The sequence below is a fragment of the Streptomyces sp. NPDC048462 genome, assembly GCF_043200175.1.
In the GTDB taxonomy this organism is placed as follows: Bacteria; Actinomycetota; Actinomycetes; order Streptomycetales; family Streptomycetaceae; genus Streptomyces.
In genome coordinates this window covers 186,041-206,611 of the sequence record NZ_JBICXG010000014.1, presented here as the reverse complement: position 1 = coordinate 206,611, position 20,571 = coordinate 186,041, and the positions used below count along the sequence as shown (strand labels likewise).

General features: G+C 69.7%; 20 protein-coding genes. 5 read left to right on the top strand and 15 right to left on the bottom strand.

Features of this window, described 5'->3' with window-relative positions:
• Positions 1-171: 171 nt before the first annotated feature.
• Positions 172-780, top strand: coding sequence for a TetR/AcrR family transcriptional regulator (locus ACGFU6_RS23900; protein ID WP_393613657.1), 609 nt, complete (start codon positions 172-174; stop codon positions 778-780).
• A gap of 54 nt (positions 781-834) precedes the next feature.
• Here the strand turns inward: ACGFU6_RS23900 and ACGFU6_RS23895 are convergent, their stop codons facing one another.
• The 12 genes from ACGFU6_RS23895 to eccB all read right to left on the bottom strand — a co-directional run bounded on the left by ACGFU6_RS23895 (position 835) and on the right by eccB (position 12,049).
• Positions 835-1,596, bottom strand: a complete 762-nt coding sequence (locus ACGFU6_RS23895; RefSeq protein ID WP_393613655.1) for an SDR family NAD(P)-dependent oxidoreductase — start codon at positions 1,594-1,596, stop codon at positions 835-837.
• 167 nt (positions 1,597-1,763) lie between these two features.
• The gene (locus ACGFU6_RS23890) at positions 1,764-2,366 is read right to left on the bottom strand and encodes a PH domain-containing protein (RefSeq protein ID WP_393613653.1); all 603 of its coding nucleotides are present in this window, start codon (positions 2,364-2,366) and stop codon (positions 1,764-1,766) included.
• Positions 2,367-2,893: 527 nt separating this feature from the next.
• Positions 2,894-3,631 (bottom strand): hypothetical protein, encoded by a 738-nt coding sequence (locus tag ACGFU6_RS23885; protein ID WP_393613651.1) that lies wholly within the window; start codon positions 3,629-3,631, stop codon positions 2,894-2,896.
• A gap of 15 nt (positions 3,632-3,646) precedes the next feature.
• The gene (locus ACGFU6_RS23880) at positions 3,647-3,946 is read right to left on the bottom strand and encodes a hypothetical protein (RefSeq protein ID WP_073737214.1); all 300 of its coding nucleotides are present in this window, start codon (positions 3,944-3,946) and stop codon (positions 3,647-3,649) included.
• A gap of 20 nt (positions 3,947-3,966) precedes the next feature.
• The gene (locus tag ACGFU6_RS23875; protein WP_393613650.1) at positions 3,967-4,722 is read right to left on the bottom strand and encodes a hypothetical protein; all 756 of its coding nucleotides are present in this window, start codon (positions 4,720-4,722) and stop codon (positions 3,967-3,969) included.
• A gap of 71 nt (positions 4,723-4,793) precedes the next feature.
• Positions 4,794-6,053 (bottom strand): S8 family serine peptidase, encoded by a 1,260-nt coding sequence (locus ACGFU6_RS23870; protein ID WP_393613648.1) that lies wholly within the window; start codon positions 6,051-6,053, stop codon positions 4,794-4,796.
• A 53-nt stretch (positions 6,054-6,106) separates the two neighbouring features.
• Positions 6,107-7,702 carry a WXG100 family type VII secretion target gene (locus ACGFU6_RS23865; protein ID WP_393613647.1) on the bottom strand — a complete coding sequence of 532 codons (1,596 nt, stop codon included), beginning with the start codon at positions 7,700-7,702 and terminating at the stop codon, positions 6,107-6,109.
• Positions 7,703-7,733: 31 nt separating this feature from the next.
• Entirely contained in the window at positions 7,734-8,198 is a 465-nt protein-coding gene (locus ACGFU6_RS23860; protein ID WP_393613645.1) for a hypothetical protein, read from the bottom strand.
• Between the two features lie 111 nt (positions 8,199-8,309).
• A complete protein-coding gene (locus ACGFU6_RS23855) occupies positions 8,310-8,591 on the bottom strand; it encodes a WXG100 family type VII secretion target (protein ID WP_393613644.1) in 282 nt (93 codons plus the stop codon).
• 53 nt (positions 8,592-8,644) lie between these two features.
• Positions 8,645-8,995 (bottom strand): WXG100 family type VII secretion target, encoded by a 351-nt coding sequence (locus ACGFU6_RS23850; RefSeq protein WP_393613642.1) that lies wholly within the window; start codon positions 8,993-8,995, stop codon positions 8,645-8,647.
• Positions 8,996-9,141: 146 nt separating this feature from the next.
• A complete protein-coding gene (gene mycP, locus ACGFU6_RS23845) occupies positions 9,142-10,275 on the bottom strand; it encodes a type VII secretion-associated serine protease mycosin (protein WP_393613670.1) in 1,134 nt (377 codons plus the stop codon).
• 223 nt (positions 10,276-10,498) lie between these two features.
• Positions 10,499-12,049 carry a type VII secretion protein EccB gene (gene eccB / locus ACGFU6_RS23840; protein ID WP_393613640.1) on the bottom strand — a complete coding sequence of 517 codons (1,551 nt, stop codon included), beginning with the start codon at positions 12,047-12,049 and terminating at the stop codon, positions 10,499-10,501.
• Between the two features lie 257 nt (positions 12,050-12,306).
• Here eccB and eccE point away from each other — a divergent pair, with 257 nt between their 5' ends.
• The 3 genes from eccE (at position 12,307) to ACGFU6_RS23825 (ending at position 15,775) form a co-directional block, all read left to right on the top strand.
• The gene (eccE, locus tag ACGFU6_RS23835; protein WP_393613638.1) at positions 12,307-13,545 is read left to right on the top strand and encodes a type VII secretion protein EccE; all 1,239 of its coding nucleotides are present in this window, start codon (positions 12,307-12,309) and stop codon (positions 13,543-13,545) included.
• 53 nt (positions 13,546-13,598) lie between these two features.
• On the top strand, positions 13,599-14,360 hold the full coding sequence (locus ACGFU6_RS23830; protein WP_393613637.1) for a hypothetical protein: 762 nt from the start codon (positions 13,599-13,601) through the stop codon (positions 14,358-14,360).
• Between the two features lie 134 nt (positions 14,361-14,494).
• A complete protein-coding gene (locus tag ACGFU6_RS23825; RefSeq protein ID WP_393613635.1) occupies positions 14,495-15,775 on the top strand; it encodes a choice-of-anchor A family protein in 1,281 nt (426 codons plus the stop codon).
• A 94-nt stretch (positions 15,776-15,869) separates the two neighbouring features.
• Here the strand turns inward: ACGFU6_RS23825 and ACGFU6_RS23820 are convergent, their stop codons facing one another.
• Entirely contained in the window at positions 15,870-18,452 is a 2,583-nt protein-coding gene (locus tag ACGFU6_RS23820) for a bifunctional FO biosynthesis protein CofGH (RefSeq protein ID WP_393613634.1), read from the bottom strand.
• Positions 18,453-18,602: 150 nt separating this feature from the next.
• Here ACGFU6_RS23820 and ACGFU6_RS23815 point away from each other — a divergent pair, with 150 nt between their 5' ends.
• Positions 18,603-19,280, top strand: a complete 678-nt coding sequence (locus ACGFU6_RS23815) for an HAD family hydrolase (RefSeq protein ID WP_393613668.1) — start codon at positions 18,603-18,605, stop codon at positions 19,278-19,280.
• A gap of 151 nt (positions 19,281-19,431) precedes the next feature.
• Here the strand turns inward: ACGFU6_RS23815 and ACGFU6_RS23810 are convergent, their stop codons facing one another.
• Both ACGFU6_RS23810 and ACGFU6_RS23805 read right to left on the bottom strand, forming a co-directional pair.
• On the bottom strand, positions 19,432-19,851 hold the full coding sequence (locus ACGFU6_RS23810; protein WP_393613633.1) for an ASCH domain-containing protein: 420 nt from the start codon (positions 19,849-19,851) through the stop codon (positions 19,432-19,434).
• Positions 19,852-19,944: 93 nt separating this feature from the next.
• Positions 19,945-20,568, bottom strand: a complete 624-nt coding sequence (locus ACGFU6_RS23805) for an RraA family protein (RefSeq protein ID WP_393613631.1) — start codon at positions 20,566-20,568, stop codon at positions 19,945-19,947.
• Positions 20,569-20,571: the final 3 nt, after the last annotated feature.

The window sequence follows — 20,571 nt, the reverse complement described above, 5'->3', positions numbered from 1 at the left end:
CACTCGCCCCAACACGCACCTCACACTTCGCAGCACTCCGCCCCACCGGATAAATCCGATGGGGCGGAACGAAGGGGCATTCGCCAACAGCATCCGATCAGGGGTCGGCCCCTCCTCCGTGTGCACACCTACACTGGACCAGTTAGTCCATTACGTTCGTGGAGGTGGGTCGTGCCCGGAAAACTGACGGCGAAGGGCAGGGCGACGCGGAGCCGCATCGTTGTGGGGGCCGCGGCGGTGCTGCGGGAGCGGGGCATCGCCTCGGCGACCCTGGACGACATCATGGCCCGGACCAGCACCAGCAAGAGCCAGCTGTTCCACTACTTCCCGACGGGCAAGGACGAACTCCTCGTCGCCGTAGCCCAGTTCGAGGCGGACCAGGTCCTGGAGGACCAGCAGCCCTACCTGGGCCGCCTCGACTCGTGGGAGTCCTGGGAACAGTGGCGGGACGCGGTGGTCCGGCGCTACGAGGCGCAGGGCGACCAGTGTCCGCTCGGCTCGCTGTTCCTCCAGATCGGGCGCTCGACTCCCGGTGCGCGGGCGATCGTAGTCGAGCTGCTGCGCCGCTGGCAGGAGAGCCTCGCGGCGGGGATCCGGGCCCTGCAGGCCGCCGGTGAGCTGCCCGCAGACGTCGATGCCGATACGAGGGCCGCGGCGCTGCTGGCCGGGATCCAGGGAGGCGTGTCGATCCTGCTGTCGACGGGCCGGTCCACGCACTTGCGCGCCGCTCTCGACCAGGGGATCGCGGACCTGCGCCGCGCGGGCGGCGCTACGGCGTGAGCTGGGCGGCCGCCCCGGAACGCCTGGAGCCCGGGACCGGCGGTGCGGGGTGCGTCAGGCGGCGATGACGGCGACGGTGGTGCGGCCGCCGTCGACGTCGAGCACGATGCCGTGCACGAACGAGGACTCATCACTGGCGAGGTACACGGCGGCGTTCGCGATGGCCTCAGGGGTGCCCATCTCCCCTGCGGGGGTGCCCTTCATCATGATCTCGCCGGGGTGGGTCTCGCCGGGTGCGGGCGTCTGGACCACGCCCGGGGAGATCGCGTTGACCCTGACCCCCTGCGGCCCGAACTCGGCGGCCCAGGCCCGGGTCAGCGTCTCCACCGCCCCCTTGGTGGAGCTGTACAGGGCGCCGGGAATGCCCAAACGCGCGATCCAGGAACCCAGGTTGACGATGACCCCGCCCCCGGCCTCCACCATGGCGGGCGCGACAGCGGCGGTCAGGAAGAACGGAGCCTTCACGTTGACCCCGTAGACCTGGTCGAAGGTCTTCTCGTCAACGGTCACCGTGGTGTTGCGGGGGTAGATGCCGGCGTTGTTGACCAGGACGTCGATGCGCCCGCCGAGCACCCGCGCGGCCTCCCGGGCGAGCGCCCGCGAAGCGTCGGCGCTGCCGTCCAGGTCGGCCCGCACGAACTCCGCGCGGCCACCGCGCGCACGAATCCCGTCGACGACCTCCGCGCCGCGCTCGGCGCTGCGGCCCGAGACGACGACGTACGCCCCCTCGGCGGCGAAGGCCTCCGCGATGGCACGCCCAAGGTTGCTGGTCGCTCCGGTGACAAGGGCGGTTTTGCCCGCAAGCCGCACAGACATGGTTCTCTCCATTTTCTGGTTCGCCGCTGCGAAACCGAACGGCTGGACCGCCGGCAGCGTTCGACCGGACGGGTCGCCCCATGACGATCAGGGCGCACAGCCACTGTGCGACGACAAAAATGGACCTGCAAGTCCAAAAGCGGGGTCCCGGACTGCCTCTGTCCCGACTACGCCGAGGCGCTCGCACCGTTGGCGCGGCCCTTGCCCGGGTTCCAGGGATCGGTGAACTTTCCGGGGGCGAACCGCTCGACCGCGTCAATGATCAAGTCAGGGTGAGTCGGCCTCCGGCGGCTCCAGAGGGCGTGCCCGAGTGAGTGGATCAGAATCACCCGCTCCCCGACAACGCCATTCGGCACCCCCGGGTACACGCCCGGCTTCGGCACCAGTAGCAGGTAGCTCCGCCTGCTATTGAACCGGACCTTGTCGATAACGGCCCACGGGACGGTCTGAGTGCGGTCACCCCACACTTTGCTCACACCTGCCGAATCGATGCGCAGCCCCGGATGCCGGCCCACAAGCACGATCAGCCACACCACGGCCACCACTGCCGCGAACCCCGGTATGGCCGCATATCCGAAGATTCCCAGCAAGCCCACCGTTTCCATGGCGTCATCCCCCATCAGCAAGGCGACCACAAAGGCCGTCAGCACTTCCAGAAGAATCAGACAGAGCATCCCGGCGAGAACCAAGCCGACGTAGAACCAGCCCCGCCGCGCCCGCTCGGCGGGGAGAAACAGCCCTTCGGCGACATCCCTGAACGGTGTGGCCATGACGCTCTCCTTCACTTGGTCCCGGACACCCAGCGCGCGGCGCGCAACTCACCGACGACGAAACGCTGTCGGCCGCAGGGCAGGGCCGGGAGCGGTCACAGCGACTGAACCAGCTTCAGGGCTTCGGGCAAGGGGCACCGAGGAAATTGGCGCCTGAATCGGCGGGCAGCCACCAGCAACCCCTTTTCGTCACGGATCCGGCGAAGTTCCGCCTCGTCCGTCACGATCGACCGCAATGCGTCGGTGGACCCGTACTGTCCGTACCAGTCCTTCTGGCGCCGCCGCTGCGCGTAGCCCTCGGCACAGCTCGGAAGGAGAACGAACAGGGCGCAAAGAAGGATAATCAGCGGCAGACTATGAGGCCGAACAGCGAACACCACATAGAAGCAGGCCAGGGAGGCACACCAAAGCGGTACTCGAATCCAGTACATGCGGAACCATCACCCGTCATTCAGAAGATCCTGCCTTCTCGGCATCATCAAGCACTGCCGAGCTAGCAGAATCAATTCGGCAGCGCCGCACCTGCATCAAACAGTCGCGGACGGCCACTTGCCTCCCGGGAAGGCACTGTTGTCGTTTGCTTCACCCTTGGCAACGGCCATTTGACCAGCCTGCGCTGTGAGCACCCCCACCAGCGTTACCACAAGGCCGGTGATGATGCCGGCATCCGACAGCGCTTCGCCTACGGCAGCCGCAAAGCCCACCGGCGCCCCTACTCCGGTGGCCGCGGCAGCAGCAGCCGCGATCATGACAAGGATGGCCTTGATCAGAACGGCCAGCAGCGCCAAATAGAATGCCGCTCCGGCCACCGCGCAGAGCGTCAATGCCGTGGCAAGCTTGTCGGAGGTCGTCTCAATCTGAGTGGCTGCGATGGGCTGACCCTTCACGGCCCCGGTGTACGCCGTGGCGCCTTCGCCCGTCCAGCTGAGGGGTGCCTTGAGTGCTTCCCCCGCAACGTTCCCGGCAACGCCCGAGGCCTTCCCCCGGATCGACGACCCTTGCCAGTCCTGCGCGTCCAAGAAGAACATCACTGGCGCGGCAACGCCCTTGAGGCATTCGATGACCTTGTCCAGGATCCAGGATCCGAGCTCGATCAGCTTGTTCGCAGCCCAGATCACCGGCTTGGCGATGGCATCCGGAATGTACCAATGGTTCATCGCCTTTTCGACGGCCGGCCCGATGAGATCCAACTTGGCCGACATCGTCGTAACGCCGGTGTTCAACTTCTCTGTTGTCGCCTGCGTTTGAGCCACATTGAACGCCATTTCGAACTCCTCTTATCAGTAGGCGTCTTCGACGGATTTGGTGGTTTCCGCCTCGTGATTGTCGTAGGCGTTCGCGTTCTTGATCAATGCATCCGCGACCTCCGCCATGCGACTTTCTCCCTCGGAGCATCGGGCCGAGATGTGATCGATGGCCCCGTTGTAGTTGGTGACAACGAGTTGGAACAGGCCGGCCTCAAGGCGTGTGAGCCTCATCCCGTCAGCCGCGCGGGCCACCTCCCCCATGGAAGCGCTCTGTTTGTCCCACATACCCGCTTCGGTCCGCAGCGCATCGGTGATGTGCTTCAGATCTGCCATTTCGACCTACCCTTCGGAACTCAGTCAATGAAACGTTGCGGATTTCGGAGTATGGCCAGCGCCTCATCAAGCAAGCTGTCCACCTGCAGGCCCGCAATGGCATCCGCGCCGGCAGCCTCAGCGCTGTTCAGCTTGCCCCTGGCATCTCCGAGGGCCTCTTCGAAAGCCTGGTTCAGTGCGATGTACGACTGTCCGGCCGCCCATTGCCGATCTACCTCGCAGGAGCGCAGAGCGCCCTTGGTCACCGCGAGGGTCACATGGCGGCCGGCGGACGTTCCCTCGACCTCGGCCGGCTCGGACGCCGTCTCGTCCATCCGGTCCACCACGTCGAAGGCCGAAAGAACATCCTCGGCCAGCACGTCGAGGGGACGAGAGACGACATAGCGCAGGTCCCGCTCAGGAATGTCGGGCTGCGCTGCGGGATCGGCCGAGGCCTCCGGTTGAGCGGACTGGCTGTCCAGTCGGTCCGCCTTGCCCTGCCAGTCGCTGTCCTCGAAAGCCTGGGCCCATGCCGTCATCTGCTGACTCATGGCCGCTCCATAAGCCTCACTGACGGCGGCACCGACAGCCTCGGGTTCCTGCCTGCGCTGCCAGTCCGATGCGGCCCTGATGAATTCCGGAAGCCCGTCCGTCGCCAGCCGTACGGTCACGGCACCCTGGGCGTCCGTCCCTTCGACGCCCAGGGGCACCCGCTGCTGCATGTCCGTCATCATGCTCTGCAGGTTCAGGGCTTGCTGCTGGAACTGCCTCAGGCCTTCTATGAATTCGTCGTTCACAATGCCTCCTCCTGGCCTGTGGGCGTACAGGTGCGTAGGAATGATGGGGTGGGTGGTGCACGATGGCTCGGTCAACGCCCGGTACCGGCGGCTCTTCGGCGCAGCAGGAGCACCGCACCGACAACGACGACCACGCCGACTCCGACGATGATCCAGACGATCGCGCCGATGCCCTTGCCGTCATCCGACGTCTCCGAGGCGGCGGAGGACGACGGCTGCTTCGAGGCGTTCGAGGAGCCGGAACCGCCGGCCTCCGACGCAGACGCCGAGGGCGACGGGGACTTCTTGGGGGTCCGGGCGGCGACCAGGGGGTTCACATCGGCGGGGCCCGGGTCCCCGGGGTCACCGAGGACGGCCAGGCGGGGGCGGACCGTGCCGTAGCCGATATAGCGGCTGGGGACCTTGCCCTTGGTCGGCTTGCCCGCGGTGTTCATCAGGACGCGGAGGACCTGGTTACCGGTCCAGGAGGGGTGCTTGGACCAGATGAGGGCGGCGGACGCGGAGGCGATGGCTGTTGCCTGGCTGGTGCCCCAGCTGCTGCAGTAGCCCGCCTGACCGCCACCGCAGAGGATCGGGATTTCCTCGCCCGGGGCGGCGAGCGCCACTTGAGGCCCTGACACCGAGAACTTCGTGACCGAGGACGTCTTATCGACGGCCCCGATGCCGGCGACGCCAACGCTCGCCGAAGGGTACGAGACGCCGTTGTCCTTGTCGCCCCTGTTGCCGGTCGCTGCCAAAAGCAGCTTCCCACGCCTCACGGCGTAATCCACTGCCTCTTGGATCTGGCCCTTCTCACCCCCCTCAAGGGCGAAGTCCTCGAACCCCAAAGACATGTTGATGATTCTGGCTTCGCTGTCGGCGGCATATCGGATGGCGGCGATGACAGCCGGAGCGCTATTGGTGACCGATTCCTTGGTGGACCCGAAAACGGTCAAGGGGAGGATGCGCGCATCCGGCGCGAGGCCCTTCACACCCTGACCATTCACACCGTTCCCGGCAATGAGCATCGCCATGGCGGTGCCATGCCCTTCCACGTCGATGTGCGCACCCAGTTTCGGATCGACGAAGTTCTTCCCCGGGAGGACCTTTCCTCCTGTCAGTTCGGAAACAGAAGGAATCACACCGGTATCGAGAACAGCGACAGTGATCCCCTTACCGGTGCTGACCTTCCACATCTCGGCGGCCTGCATCCGGTCCAGGTACCACTCGCGATCGCGCATGGTGTCCGCGGACGCGGCCGGGGCGATGGCGCCACCGAGGAGGAGCAGGGCACCCAGCGCGGACACCACCGCCGAGGCTCGCCTGCGGTGACGCCTGACCGTTGACTTCATGCCACCCACTCGTTCTCTGTCCGCCGTCCGGCGTTGCTGCTTCGAAACCGGAACTAGTCGATCACGGGGGGAACCACGCCGTCGTCTCCCGTGCCCCAGGTCTCTTCGTCCTCGGCAAGATAGTCCGGGATCTCGCCGTCACGCCGCTGAGGACGTCGCCGTTTGCCCTGGGACCCGCCCATTGCGCCGCCCATCGAGCCCATCGCTCCGCCTGATCGCGGCGATTCACGGACAAGCCCGGTGCCGCCCGGGGTGAATTCCCCGCCGGCCCCCGACTGCGTTCCGCGTGGTGCCCGCACGGTGCCGCCCGGCTCGTTGACCAGGCGCTGCGCGTTGCCACCGGGGCGCGTGGCCCCGGCGCGGCCCCCGGCGATTCCGGGCGCGCCACCGGCGTGGCCCTGCATCATTCCGCGGCCGGTCGAGGTCGAAGGCTTCTCGCCACCGATGACCGTCCCGCGCGCGGTGCCCCGGGCCGGGCCGACCCCGCCCCGGCCGCCCTGAGCCGGCGTGCCGCCGTGAATGCCGGTGTCGGTCCGGGTGTTCATGGGGGGCCGGACTCCTTCGACGCCACCCCTGCCGGGCGTGCCCATGGGAGGCCGGGCGCCTTCGACGCCACCCCTGCCGGGGGTGCCCGTCGGAGAGACGGTGCTCCTCTCGGGGTTGTTCGTCGGAGGCCGGACGCGTCCGACGTCACCCTTGCCACCCGGCCCCGTGGGCGACGTACGCACCGGGCCGCCTCCGGGACCGAACGGTCCGGTGCGCGGGGGGATCACGGGCGGAAGAGGCGACTGGTGCCCGCCGCCGCCCGGGCCCTGCGGCAGGGGCCCGCCGGTGGGCGTGGTCGGCGTCGGGGTCTGCGGCATCGTCACCGTGTCGATGTTCGTGCCCGTGTTGTCCGGGGCCTCGGGCACCGCGCTGACGTGCTGCGGCGTGTGGACGACAGGGGTGCCGTCCGGGGAGGACGGGCTGACGCCATCAGGACGCACGGTGCTGTACTGGTGATCGACCCTCGACGTGTTACCGCCCGGAGTACCTGCGACCGAGTCCGTGGTTCCGGAGTTACTTCCCGGGGAGCCGTAACCCCTCTTTCCGCCCTCGTACGGACTCTTCGGCACCGCTGCATCCGGTAGCGGCTTGAAGTTCGGCTCCTCCTGCGAGGAGATCGACTGCTCCGCCATCATGTAATACGAGGCGAGCTTGTTCATCTGCGGAATGGCTTCGTTCCGCGCAGTCTCGACGGCCTTGATCCGGGCCTTTTCCTTCGCCTCGTCCGCGTAACACATCGCCACGGCGTCAGGGTGCCCCTGAACCACCTTGGCCACCTCGCTGAGGGCCTGGCCGGCCGTCTGCAGCGAGGTGCCCGCGGTGCCGGCGTAGTCGGCGAGTTTCAGGGTCTCGTTGGCGAAGCCGTTGCCCCACTCGCGGAAGGCGTCGCCGCCCGCGCCCTTCCAGGTGGTACGGCCGACGTGCTCCTTGAGCTCGGTGCCGATCTTCTCGATCTCGGTCTGCGCGTCGACGAGGGCGGTGCCCCGGGCCATGATCGCCGTGGCGTTGACGCCGGTGACCATGTTGAGCATTTCCTGGTACGACGCGTTCTCAAAGTTGCTGGTGTTGTAGCAGGCGTTGAGTGGTGGCAGCTTTTCGCCCATGGTTTTCCCTGTCCCCCGTTCACTTCAGGTGTTACAAGCCGTCTGTACCGCTGGACGAACCGTCGCCGGGCTTGTCGTTGCCCTCTGCAGGCGCACCGGAGTCCTTGTCGGTTTCCGGCTTCCTGTAGTAGACCTCCGTGCGCTGCTGGATGGCGTGCAGCCGCTCGGAGTGCTCTTGGTCGACGCCGTCGTACCCGCGGTCGGCCAGATCGACCGTGATGCCCATCGCTTCCAGCTGATCACCGAGCGTCTTGGACAGCAGCGCCAGGCGCGCGTGCACCATGTCGTAGGCGCTGGACAGCCCCATGGCCTCCGGGAAACCGGTGCCGTACGCGGCTTTGTCGACCTTCTGTTCGGTGATGCGGCTGTGCGCGGCCGGTGAGCCGTCGAGCTTCGTCAGCAGCTTGTCCACGCGAATCTTGAACTTCTGCAGAGACTCGCTGGGCGTCGCCAGATCGGACGCGGGTGATCCGTCGCCCGGAAGTTCAGCTCTCATGCAAGCACCTCCCCTAAAGTGCCGCGGAACCGCAGGCGTGGGTGTGGGATGCGTCGGCCGCATCCCACACCCACATCGTGCCGGTTCCGTCGTGATTCATCTGAGCCTGGGTCAGCCCTGGAAGCGCCGGGACTGGGCGAGGTCGTTCGCCCGGTAGCCCTCGGTGGCTTCCATTAGCCTCGTCGAGATCGTCAGCAGCGTCTCGTGCATGTGGTTGACCTTGACGTCCCAGCCGCGGTGACGGTCGTAGAACGCGCGCTGCGTCTCACCGTCCCAGGTGGCGACGACTGCCTTGACCTTGGTGTTCAGGTCGTCGAGCTGGCCCTTGATGGTGTTGGCGGTCGACTTGACCTGGTTCGAGGCTTCTACGACCCCTGAGTACGTAATCTCCATGGAACAGTCTCCTGATGCGAAGCGAGGTGAGGGCGGGCTGCGAGGACGGGTTACTAGGAGACCTGGAAGCGGTCCAGGACGCCGTTGCTGCCCGTGTTGTCGGCGCCGTCAACGCCCTTGAACTTGTTGAGCTGCTCCACTTCCTCCGCGTCGAAGCCGTCCTTGCTCATCCGGACGGCCTCCTGGGTGAAGTCGAGGAGGTCCTTCAGGCCGCGCACATCGAGGTTGACCTGCGTCTGGAGGCCGTTGTACGCGTTGGCCGCGACACCCTTCCAGTGACCTTCCACGGCGTCGATGACCCCGTTGAGGTGAGTGATCCTGCCCTGGAGAGTGTCATTCATGTGGCCGAGCTCGCGGATGAGACTGTCGATCTGATCAGCTGAGTGCTTGAGCTTGTCTGACATAACGTACCTTCCCCCATGAATCGGATGTCGCAGGCTGCTTACCTGTCGCTACCACGCGTACATCGGACCAAAGTTGTCAATTATCAGTTTAGCTGCGGCCGCCACTCATTCCAACAGCCTTAGTCTTGAACTGAGTTGTTGGAAATTCACCTAATTACTCGGCTGCGACGGTCACGCAACACGATCGCGACACCCGCGATCACTGCCACGAGTAGGCCTGTCGCAGCCAACACGTAGATCGAGATCCGGGCGATCCGTTCCTTCCTTGTTTCACCCATCTGAAGCGCGATTGGTTCCGGGCCGGCGGGACCATTTGATACCGCCCGGTCCGGGGTGGGGGCGTTCAGCGGATGTTCGTCGTCGTTGAGGGCGCGCACCGGGTCGACCACTCCCCACCCGACGAACTTGTCACGGCCGTTGACCGCGCGTTCCGCGGTCTGCTCGATCTGGGCCACCACCTGGTACTGCTTCCAGCCCGGGTGCTTGGCCCGCAGGAGCGCGGCGACTCCGGCGACGTACGGGGCCGAGAAGCTCGTGCCGTTGTCGACGCACTGGCCGCCCTTGGGGACGGTGGACACCATGTCGACGCCCGGCGCCGCCACCCCGACGAAGTCGCCGGTCTGGGAGAACGGCGCCCGCTCGTCGTTGCGGTCCGAGGCAGCCACCGCAAGGACGCCCTTGTAGGCCGCCGGGTACGTCACCTTGACCTGTCCGGCGAGACCGTCGTTGCCGGCGGACGCGACCACGACGATGTCCTTGTTCAGGGCCTCGCGCACCGCGAGCTCCAGGTCCGAGTCGGCCCGCAGCGGCTTGGCGGTGTCCTGGGAGATGTTGATGACCTGGGCGCGCTTCGCGATGGCGTGCCGGATGGCCGCGGCCATCGTCGTCGCGGTGCCGGTGCTCTTGTCGTCGTTCTGCCGGATCGGGATGATCGTCGCCTCCGGGGCGAGCCCGACGAACCCCGTGCCCGCGCGCGGGCGGGCCGCGATGATGCCGGCGACCTTGGTGCCGTGGCCGATGGGATCGACGGTGCCGTCACCACCGCCCGGCTTGCCCTTCGCCTTGCCCTTCGCGGCCGGGTCCTGGGAACCGTCCTTGGGCGGCGGCAGCAGATCGGTTCCGGCCGCCCGGTCGACGGCGGACTTCAGCTGCGGGTTCGTGTCGTCGACACCGGTGTCGATCACCGCGACCCGGACACCCTTGCCCTTGGTGTCCTGCCAGAGCTGGTCGAAGACCAGCCGCTGGAGTGCCCAGGGGCGGCCCTGGATCTGCTTCTTCATGGGAAAGGTGCACTCGCCGCTGGCCTCCGAACCCGATTGCGGGTCGGAGTCGTCCGCGGCCGCGAGCCCCGGCAGGCCGGCGCCCGCCGCGACTGCCAGGAGCAGCACGACGGCCGACGAACGGAGTCCGTTGCGAGAGTTGTGAATATGGCGGGCGTTACGGGTGTTAAGGGCGTTATGAGTCTTGCGAGTGGTCATCATGGGCTTCCCCCCTTCTCCGCCCTCAGGAACTCTGCGGCTGTTTGGCACTGTTCGTGTCGAGTCGTGGCCCCTTGGGCAGGAGGTTGGACCAGTTGTCCGGCACCGGCAGCGGCTTGACGTTCGCGTAGCCGAGCCTGGTCTGGGCCTGGTTGACCTGGGCGGCCTGCTCCTCCGGCGTCGTGGGTTTCCCGGTGGCACCGATCTTCGAGGGGTCCGCGCTGCTGTCGTTGTTCGTCTGTACGGCGTAACGCAGTCCGGTGTCCGTCACCAGGAAGAGTGATCCGGTGGTGGGGGACGCACCGTTGAACTGCCGGTACAGCACACCGCTGCCCGGCGTGACGTACGCGCTGGTGGCCCCGTCCAAGAAGCGGACCGGGTATCCGGAACCTGCCCAGGTCGTCAGTTTCGGGACGCCTGTCTGGGTGACGCCGTGCAGCACGTTGCAGACGGTCCCGGTCGCGGAGGCGGTGTCATTGGCCTGCGTCGGGACGCTCTTCGGCCAGCCGTACTTCGCGTAGAACTCGTCCGGGGACGAGGTGAAGGACTGCGGCCCGACCTCGGTGGCCTGCGCCTTCTGGCCCAGCACCGCCGCTTCCGGGCTCGTCAGGAGGAGCCTGGCGACGAGGTCGGACACGGGCGCGACCGAGCCCGGCAGGACGACGTACTGCTGCATGCTGTTGCCGGCCACGGCCTTGAGCACCGTGCCCACCTTGTTCAGGCGGGCGTCCAGGCCGCTGACGCCGGCCGGGGCGCCGGCCTTGCCGGGCAGCTTGGGGAAGTCGATGGGGGCGCCGGCGTGCAGGGTGCCGAGCCAGTCCTTGGTGACCTTCTGGGGCCGGGCGCCCTCGCTGAACAGCGAGCGGCGCAGCACCTCGTCGCGGGCGGAGGGCTTGTCGCCGCCGGTGGTCCCGATGACGTGCTGGGTGCCGTCAGCGTCCACCAGGTACCTGGTGCCGTTGGCGCCGTCCGCCTCGACGTAGAGGGCCTGGCCGCCGTGGAGCTGCTTCTTGCCGCCGACCTTCTCCGCGTCCCGGTCCGCGAGCAGGAAGACCGCCTTCTGCACGGCCCCGCCCGAACCGGCGCCGGGCTGCTCGCAGACGACCCAGAGCTTGTTCCGGCCGGCGTCCTCCTCGCTGGGCAGCCGGTCGGGTGCGTACGGTATGCCGAGCATCGGACCGCGCTGCAGCTTCCCGCTGTCCAGCTCGGACTCATCCACCTGGAGCACCGAGGAGGCACCCGGGTCCAGGAGGAGTTTCGCGGAGGAGAAGTTCAGCACCGGGTGCAGGCGCTTGACGCCCTTGGTCTCCAGGACGACGTAGCGGGTCGTCGAATCGCTGCCGACGATGACATGGGCACCGGGCTTGTCCCAGCCGTCGGGCACCTTGGGCTTGAAGATCCCCCAGGCCCCGAAGCCCGCGAGCAGCAGGGCGCCCACCACCACTCCCGGCACCAGCGCGCGCAGCGGGCGCGGTGCCGCCTCGTCCGTACCGGCTGCGGAGGGCTGCAGAAAGGCGGCGACCAGCCGCTTCTTCGCGAAGGTGTAGGCGTTGAGTTCGTCCCGCCGTGATGCCATCTGCCCGAATTCTCCCCGTGGTTGTTGATGCCTCGCGAACCGCCACCACTATGCCCGCCGACCCTCGTCCGCCGCCGTGCGGGTACATGATTCAGGGAGTCTGCCAAACGCTCCCGTCCGGCCGTGGGCCCCGAGCCCCCATTCGAACGCCTCGACGCCGGGCGTGGGACAGTTGGCGGTCGCGGGCCCGTGTGCGAATCGCGCCGGTCCGCCTCGCACACGCCGTAGTGCCGTGACACGGAGGGACATACCGGGGGATGAGCAGCGCGACGACCGCAGTGATGAGTGTGCACCCGAAGCCAGGACGCATCGGTGGGGTTCGGCTGCACCAGGTGGTGTTGATGGAGGTCGCCGGCGCGCTGATGCTGATCGCGTGGGTGACGAACAGGGTCATGCTGGTGCCGATGGGCCTGATCGCGGCGGTGCTGGTGCTGCTGGCGGTCCTGCGGCGGCGGGGACGCCCGGTGGTGGAGTGGCTCAGCGCGGTCATGGCGCTGCGCGGGCGGCTGCGGGCCGCCCGGCAGCCGTGGTCCGCGGACGGGCTGGACCCGGCGCTCGCGCCGGTCGTCGAGTGCGAGGCGGCGCTGCGGACGTACACCTACACCGACCGGCAGCGTGAGCGCTCCATCGGGCTGGTGGGTGACGGGACGTTCCTGACGGCTCTGCTGCTCGTGCAGCCGCGCGACGAACCGCTGCGGTCGGCGCGGGACGCCCGGCCGCTGGAGCTCGGCCTGCTGCACGACGCCCTCGAGGTGGACGACATCCGGCTGGAGTCGGTGCAGGTCGTCCAGCACACGCAGCCCGCGCCCGGACCGCATCTGCCGGAACAGGCCGCGGCGGCCCGTTCGTACGCGCCGCTCCAGGCCCAGGCCGGTACCCCCGCGATCCGGCTGACGTGGATCGCGCTGAAGCTCGCCCCCGAGCTGTGCCCGGAGGCGGTACGCGCCCGCGGTGGCGGGATCGGCGGGGCGCAGCGGGCGCTGCTGCGCGCCACGGACCAGCTGGCGAGCCGGCTGGCGGGGGCGGGGTTCGACGCCTCGGTCATGACCGAGGCGCAGGTGACGTCCGCGCTCGCGACGTCGGCCGGGGTGAGCCCGCAGGCCAGCGCGCTGGCGGTCCGGGCGGATGCCCCACTGCGGCGCACCACGGAGTCCACCCGTGCCTGGCGCTGCGACGACCGCTGGCACACCACGTACTGGGTCGGCCGCTGGCCGCACCTGGGCGCGGGTGCGGCGCCCACGGCGCAGCTGGTGGCGCTGCTCACCTCGATGCCGGCGCTGGCCAGCACGTTCAGTCTGGCGGTGTCGCGCGGGACCGGAGGCTCTCCGGCCGTCAGCGGCCACGTCCGGCTCACGGCGCGCGGCAGCAACGAACTCGTTTCGGTGCGGCGGCAGTTGGAGCGCGCCGCGCGAGGCGTGAAGGTCAGCCTCGTACGGCTGGACCGCGAGCAGCTGCCCGGCGTGCTGGCCACCCTGCCCCTCGGAGGTACCCGTTGAGCCCCCGTCGTACGACGACCGCCGGCCCCACCGGTCCGGCTCCTGCCGGTCCGATGCCCGGCGTTCCGGTTCCTTCCGCCCCGGCCCGTTCCGTTCCGCAGCCGGCGGCCGGGCGGGACAGGCCCGGGTTCGGGCTGCTCGGGCCGCGCCGCGACCGGCACGTACTGCCCGTGGAGCAGCTCGCCGCGCTGAGGCTTCCGCTCGGCGACGACGGGGTCGTGGCGGGCGTCGACGCCAAGGGGCAGCCCGCGGTGCTCGGCCTGTTCCGCCCCACGCAGCTCGATGTCGTGGTCATCGGCAGCGTGTGGACGGCGCAGGTGCTGGCGCTGCGCACGGCCGGTACCGGTGCGCGCGTCGCCGTCGAGACGGCCAGGCCGCAGGCCTGGACGGGTCTCGCGCAGGCGGCGGGCGGCGGGCAGCAGTGCATGACGGTGCACGACGTGAAGCAGGTCGGCCCGCAGGGCGCTTCGGTCACCAGCCCCGTCCTGGTCGTACGGGACTGCGGTATGCGCCCGCCCCGCAGCCGGCTGGCGACGGGGCCCTGGCAGTCCGTGCTGACGCTGATGCCGTTCCTGGGTCCGACAGCGCCGAAGCTGATCGAGAACGCGGGGCTCGTCGGGATCCAGCGGGTCTCCCCGGAGGAGGCCGCGGTCCTGGGCCGGCTCCTGCGGCTGCCGCAGGTGCAGGCGGAGGCGCTGCCCTCGCTCGGTGACGACATGGTGCTGTGGTGCACGACCCAGCACCGCAAGCTCGTCAAGCTGCAGCCGACCGACATCGAGGCAGGACTCCTCGGAGTCCCGCGCCGCCTGGACTGACCCGGCCGGTTCCCTGCGCACCCCCTCGCGCATTGGTCTTGACCAATGCGCGAGGATGCGGAGATCATGTGCGACGCCTTCACCAGGCCTTCGCATTCACTCTTCGCATCCGACCCGCAGGAGAACCACGCACCATGCGCATATCCGCAGCCACCGCAGCCACCGCAGCCGCCGTGCTCGGCGGGAGCCTCGCCCTGGGCCTCATCTCCGTTCCGGCGGCGCAGGCCACGCCGGCCGGCCCGTCGGAGTGTGCCGCCGACGCGTTCGGAGTCGCCGGGAAGTACGGCGAGTTCGTCCTCGGTGACGACGTCCACTCCCCCGACGCGGAAGGGGCGGTGGCCGTGGGCGGCAACGCCGACTTCCGAGGCGGCTTCAGCGTCGCCAACGAGCTGACGGCGCCGGAGGTCGCCGCCCTGCCCGGACAGGCGTCGCTCGTCGTGCGCGGCGACCTGCTCAACAGCGGCTCGGTCACCGCCGTGATGAAGGGCAACGCGGTCGTCGGCGGCAAGGTCAGCGACCGTGCCGTCGAACTGCACTCCGGGTCCTTCCGCAAGGACGCCGGGCTGATCGACTTCGACGCCGAGTTCACCAAGCTCCGGGGCTACTCCGCAGCACTGGCCGGGGAAGCGGCGACCAGCGGCACCCAGGTGAAGGCGGACGGCAGCCGGCTCACGCTGACGGGCGACAACGCCACCCGCAACGTCTTCCGGGTGACCGCCGGTCAGCTGGAGCAGGCCAAGGAGGTGTACCTCAAGGTCCCCGCGGGTGCGACCTCCCTCGTCAACGTCAGCGGCGAGAGCTACGACATGGCCACGGCCGGCACCACCGGGTTCTTCCTGTCCGGCGGTCAGGACTACGTGCTGGACGACAAGCTCCAGAGCGCCTCCGACGGCAAGGTCCGCGCCCGCCTGCTGTGGAACTTCCCCGACGCCCGCGACATCACCAAGAACAGCTCGGCGGCCTGGCCCGGCAGCGTGCTGGCGCCTCGCGCGCACCTCGAACTGGGCACCGCCGCACCCGTCAACGGCTCGGTGTGGGTGGCCTCGCTGCACGGCTCGGGCGGTGCGGAGACGCACCACTTCCCGTTCAGCGGCTGCCTGCCCGGGACCGGGGAGACCCCGGTCCCCAGTGAGACCCCGAAGGCCACGCCGCCGGTCGTCAGCACCCCCTCCGGCTCCGCGACGCCCGCCCCGGGCGACACCCCGTCGGGCTCCGCCTCGCCGTCCGAATCCGCCTCGCAGCCTGCGGCGGCGGGCACGCCCACCCCGTCGCAGAGCAGCACCGCCCCCGCCGAGGGGGACCTCGCCACGACCGGCAGCAGCGGCACCCTCCCGCTGATCGCGGGCACCGCGGTGGTGCTCGCGGCGGGTGCCGGCCTGGTGGTGGCTTCCCGCCGCCGCTCGAAGCGCGCCTGATCCGCGAGGAGATCAGCCCGCAGATCCACTGAGCCGCCGGTCCGGAACCCGGACCGGCGGCTCCAGGACCGCCCCGGCCCCTCCTGAACAGCGGCTACGCGGGCAGCACCGGCAGCAGCTCCGGCAGGTGGCCGTCCGAGGCGGCCGCCGCCGCGACCCGCTCCTCGGGCACCTCCCCGTACAGCGTCGTACGCGGCTTCGCCGGCCGGCCCGCGAGATCCGCGATGGCGACCAGGTCCTGGACGGACCGGTACGAGCCGTAACCGGAGCCCGCCATGCGGGAGATCGTCTCCTCCATCAGCGTGCCGCCCAGGTCGTTCGCGCCGGAGCGCAGCATCTCGGCCGCGCCCTCCGTACCCAGCTTCACCCAGCTGGTCTGGATGTTGGTGATGTGCGGGTGCAAAAGGAGGCGGGCCATCGCCGTCACCGCGCGGTTGTCCCGGTCGGTCGGGCCCGGCCGGGCGATGCCGGCCAGGTAGACGGGGGCGTTGGTGTGGATGAAGGGCAGCGTCACGAACTCGGTGAGGCCGCCCGTCTCCTGCTGGAGGTTGGCCAGGGTCCGCAGGTGGCCGAGCCAGTGGCGGGGCTGGTCGACGTGGCCGTACATCATCGTGGACGAGGAGCGCAGGCCCACCTCGTGGGCGGTCTTGATGACCTCCAGCCAGGTCGCCGTGGGCAGCTTGCCCTTGGTGAGGACCCAGCGGACCTCGTCGTCCAGGATCTCGGCCGCCGTGCCGGGGATCGAGTCGAGTCCGGCCTCCTTCGCGGCGGTCAGCCAGTCGCGGATCGACATTCCGGTGCGGGTCGCGCCGTTGACGACCTCCATCGGTGAGAACGCGTGGACGTGCATGCCCGGCACGCGTTCCTTCACCGCCCGCGCGATGTCGAAGTAGGCGGTGCCGGGCAGGTCCGGATGGATGCCGCCCTGCATGCAGACCTCGACCGCGCCGACGTCCCAGGCCTGCGCGGCACGGTCGGCGACCTGGTCCAGGGAGAGGGTGTACGCGTCGGCGTCGGTGCGCCGTTGCGCGAAGGCGCAGAAGCGGCAGCCGGTGTAGCAGACGTTGGTGAAGTTGATGTTGCGCGTCACGATGTAGGTGACGTCGTCGCCGACCACGTCCCGGCGCAGGGCGTCCGCGATCCGGCACAGTTCGTCCAGCGCCGGCCCGTCCGCGTGCAGCAGGGCGAGCGCCTGCTCGTCGGTGAGCTTCGTCGGGTCGTCGGCGGCCTGGCTCAGCGCCCCGCGAACATCGCCGTCGATGCGGGACGGGACCATGCCGGGCGCCGCAGCCTCGCGGAGCGCCTCCCAGTCCCCGTACACCTCGTCGAAGTCGTCGCGGCGGTCGGCGGTGCGGCCCTCGGTGTCGATGGTGTGGTGCAGGTCGGTGCGGCCGGAGGCGTTGAAGCCCTCGTCGGGCTCCTGCCAGGGCAGCCCGACGGGGATCGCCCCCTCCTTCGCGAGCCCGGTCTCCGGGTCCGCGAGCGCGCGGACGTGCGGGAGCAGGCGCGGGTCCAGCCAGGGTTCGCCGCGCTGGATGAACTCCGGGTAGATGGTGAGCCGTTCACGCAGCGTGAAGCCGCTCTCGGCGGTCTTCGCGGCCAGCTCGTCGATGTGCGGCCAGGGGCGCTCGGGGTTCACGTGGTCGGGCGTGAGCGGCGAGACCCCGCCCCAGTCGTCGATCCCGGCGCCGACGATCAGCGCGTACTCGGCGTCCACCAGGTTCGGCGGGGCCTGGATGCGGGCCGACGGGCCGAGGATGTGGCGGGCTACGGCGATGGCGGCCGCCAGCTCCTCCAGCTCCGCGTCCGGCATTGCGCGCATCGCGGTGTCGGGCTTGGCGCGGAAGTTCTGGACGATGACTTCCTGGATGCCGTGGTAGGCGCGGGCGGTCTTGCGCAGCTCGAAGAGGGAGTCGGCACGCTCCTCGTAGGACTCCCCGATGCCGATCAGGATGCCGGTGGTGAACGGGACGTTGGAGCGGCCCGCGTCCTCCAGCACGCGCAGCCGTACGGCCGGTTCCTTGTCCGGTGAGCCGTGGTGCGGGCCGCCCGGCTCGGACCACAGGCGGGTCGCGGTCGTCTCCAGCATCATGCCCATGGACGGGGCCACGGGCTTGAGCCGCTGGACGTCGGTCCAGGTCAGCACCCCGGGGTTGAGATGCGGGAGGAGACCGGTCTCCTCGAGTACCCGGATCGCCATGGCGCGTACGTAGGCGAGGGTGTCGTCGTACCCCTCGGCCTCCAGCCACTCGCGCGCCTCCGGCCAGCGGTCCTCGGGCCGGTCGCCCAGCGTGAACAGCGCTTCCTTGCAGCCCGTCTCCGCGCCCTTGCGGGCGATGTCGAGGACCTCGTCGGGCGAGAGGAACATGCCGTGGCCCTCGCGGCGGAGCTTGCCGGGCACGGTGACGAAGGTGCAGTAGTGGCACTTGTCGCGGCAGAGCCGGGTGAGCGGGATGAAGACCTTGCGGGAGTACGTGATGACGCCCGGCCGGCCCGCCGCGTCCAGGCCCGCGTCCCGGACCCGGGCGGCGGAGGCGGCGAGATCCGTCAGATCGTCGCCACGCGCCTGGAGCAGGACGGCGGCCTCGGTCACGTCGAGGGCGACACCGTCGCGGGCCCGCCGCAGGGCACGGCGCATGGAATTGGTGGTGGGGCGTCCGCTCTGAGGATCGGTCATGAACCGAGCATACGAGCGAGTAGCCGGCCGGTGACCGGCCGGATCTCCCGCAGGCCACACCCGCCCCCGGCGCCCCGGCGCTCGCAGGCCGCACCCGCCCCTGGCGCCTCGGCCGTACAGCGGTCCGCGCCCCGTAGGGTCGGCACGGTGATGGAAACGATCGTCTTCGACATCGGCGAGACACTCATCCGCGACGACCGCTACTGGGCCTCCTGGGCCAACTGGCTCGGCGTCCCGCCGCACACACTGAGTGCGCTGGTCGGTGCCTCGGTCGCCCAGGGGCGGGACAGCGCCGACGCGCTGAGCCTCCTGCGCCCCGACATAGACATCAACGAGGCCTCGCTCGCCCGGACCGCCGCCGGGCGCGGCGAGCACCTGGCCGAGCCGGACCTGTACCCGGACGTGCGGCCGGTGCTGGCGGAGCTGCGCGCCCTGGGCGTACGGGTGGTGGTCGCGGGCAACGGGACGGTGCTGGCCGGGGAGCTCCTGCGGGCGCTGGACCTGCCTGCGGATCTCGTCGTCACCTCGGACGAGTGGGGCGTCGCCAAGCCGGACCCGGAGTTCTTCGCGCGGGTGCTCGAAGTGTCCGGGGCGGCCCCGGGGTCGACGCTGTACGTGGGTGACCACCCGGCCGGCGATCTGTTCCCGGCCAAGTCGTGCGGGCTGCTCGCCGCGCACATCCGGCGCGGTGCCTGCGGGTACTGGTGGGCGGACCACCCCGATGTCGTCGCCGCCGCGGACTTCCGCATCGACGCGCTGACGGACCTCCCGGCGCTGCTGGACCAGGTGCCGGAGCCGCCCCGGCCGAGGGCCCTGCGAGCCCTGTAGGGGGGAGCGGGCGCGCCGGTCCGCCCGCACGTCCGCCCCGTCCGAGGTGGCGCCGCTCGGCTGGAGGAGAGCTGACCTACGGCCTGCGGCCCAAGGGCACGGCCTCACGCGGCACGGCCTCACGGGGGGACGGCGGAGTGTCCGGGCCCCGTCAGACCGTGTGCACCAGCCGGAAGCGCTGGGCCAGCACGCGGGTGTCGTCGTCGACGGTGAAGCCGGGGTCCCCCAACTCCTCGCGCGACTCGGGGCTGTGCCAGAACTCCTCGTGCCCGGCCCGCCACTGTGCGACCGACTCGTCGCCCTCGCCCTCGTCGACGACGTGCCGCAGATCGATGTCGGCGAGCCGGACGACCCGGACCTCGGTCATCTCGATCACCGCGACCCGCCGCCCCTCGGAGTCGACCACCGCCGACCGCCGGCCGGCCTCGGGCAACGGCTCGTCGTCCCGCTCGTATCCCAGCACCAGCGCCGAGGTGGAGGTCTTGGCTCCGGAGAGGACGGCGGCGACGAGTTGGTCCCGCAGCGGTCCGGGGAACGCGAACTCGGCCAGGGGCAGATCGTTGAGGTCCATGCCGCAGGCTACCGAGACCGCGGCATGCGGGCCCAGGCCTTTTCGGCCGCCCGGACCCGTCAGCCCTCTTAGCCGATCAGCCCTCTTAGCCGTTCAGCCCTCGTAGCCGTTGGCGGCGAGGATCTTGTCGATACGGGCGCGGTGCGCGGCCTCCCAGGCGTCGAGGGTCTCGGCCGCTTCCCTGGCCGCCTTCGCACGGGCGTCGAGCAGTACCTGCTCCTGACGCGCCCCCGGCGTGACGACGACGCCCTCCTCGTCCGCGACAACGATGTCCCCGGCGTGCACGGTCACCCCGCCGCACCGCACAGGTCCGTTGAGGGGCGTCACGGCCTTCTTGGTACCGGGAAAGGGGACGATGCCCCGGGCGAAGACGGGAAATCCCATCTCCCGCACCTCCGCGAGGTCCCTGATCACCCCGTCCGTCACGAACGCCGCGATCCCCCGGCGCTGCGCGACGGCGCACACGTTCCCGCCGGCCAGCGCGTAGTCCACGTCCCCCGCCTCGATGACGACGACCGATCCGGGTTCGGCGCGGTGAATGGCCGCGTGCAGCATGAGGTTGTCCCCCGCAGGGCACCTGACGGTGAACGCCGGACCGGCGACCCGCTGCCCCGACGGCCACAGCGGGCGGATGCCCGCGTCCATGACCTGCCCGCGACCCAGGAGGTCGGCGAGCGTGGTCGGGGAGATGTCCTTGAAGCCGCTGACGTCGTACATGCG

Excerpts from the sequence above, each read along its gene's own strand:
- ACGFU6_RS23895 (WP_393613655.1), bottom strand. The coding sequence starts at position 1,596 with ATGTCTGTGCGGCTTGCGGGCAAAACCGCCCTTGTCACCGGAGCGACC.
- ACGFU6_RS23890 (WP_393613653.1), bottom strand. The coding sequence starts at position 2,366 with ATGGCCACACCGTTCAGGGATGTCGCCGAAGGGCTGTTTCTCCCCGCC.
- ACGFU6_RS23885 (WP_393613651.1), bottom strand. The coding sequence starts at position 3,631 with ATGGCGTTCAATGTGGCTCAAACGCAGGCGACAACAGAGAAGTTGAAC.
- ACGFU6_RS23880 (WP_073737214.1), bottom strand. The coding sequence starts at position 3,946 with ATGGCAGATCTGAAGCACATCACCGATGCGCTGCGGACCGAAGCGGGT.
- ACGFU6_RS23870 (WP_393613648.1), bottom strand. The coding sequence starts at position 6,053 with ATGAAGTCAACGGTCAGGCGTCACCGCAGGCGAGCCTCGGCGGTGGTG.
- ACGFU6_RS23865 (WP_393613647.1), bottom strand. The coding sequence starts at position 7,702 with ATGGGCGAAAAGCTGCCACCACTCAACGCCTGCTACAACACCAGCAAC.
- ACGFU6_RS23860 (WP_393613645.1), bottom strand. The coding sequence starts at position 8,198 with ATGAGAGCTGAACTTCCGGGCGACGGATCACCCGCGTCCGATCTGGCG.
- ACGFU6_RS23855 (WP_393613644.1), bottom strand. The coding sequence starts at position 8,591 with ATGGAGATTACGTACTCAGGGGTCGTAGAAGCCTCGAACCAGGTCAAG.
- ACGFU6_RS23850 (WP_393613642.1), bottom strand. The coding sequence starts at position 8,995 with ATGTCAGACAAGCTCAAGCACTCAGCTGATCAGATCGACAGTCTCATC.
- mycP (WP_393613670.1), bottom strand. The coding sequence starts at position 10,275 with ATGAAGAAGCAGATCCAGGGCCGCCCCTGGGCACTCCAGCGGCTGGTC.
- eccB (WP_393613640.1), bottom strand. The coding sequence starts at position 12,049 with ATGGCATCACGGCGGGACGAACTCAACGCCTACACCTTCGCGAAGAAG.
- eccE (WP_393613638.1), top strand. The coding sequence starts at position 12,307 with ATGAGCAGCGCGACGACCGCAGTGATGAGTGTGCACCCGAAGCCAGGA.
- ACGFU6_RS23830 (WP_393613637.1), top strand. The coding sequence starts at position 13,599 with ATGCCCGGCGTTCCGGTTCCTTCCGCCCCGGCCCGTTCCGTTCCGCAG.
- ACGFU6_RS23825 (WP_393613635.1), top strand. The coding sequence starts at position 14,495 with ATGCGCATATCCGCAGCCACCGCAGCCACCGCAGCCGCCGTGCTCGGC.
- ACGFU6_RS23820 (WP_393613634.1), bottom strand. The coding sequence starts at position 18,452 with ATGACCGATCCTCAGAGCGGACGCCCCACCACCAATTCCATGCGCCGT.
- ACGFU6_RS23815 (WP_393613668.1), top strand. The coding sequence starts at position 18,603 with ATGGAAACGATCGTCTTCGACATCGGCGAGACACTCATCCGCGACGAC.
- ACGFU6_RS23810 (WP_393613633.1), bottom strand. The coding sequence starts at position 19,851 with ATGGACCTCAACGATCTGCCCCTGGCCGAGTTCGCGTTCCCCGGACCG.
- ACGFU6_RS23805 (WP_393613631.1), bottom strand. The coding sequence starts at position 20,568 with ATGTACGACGTCAGCGGCTTCAAGGACATCTCCCCGACCACGCTCGCC.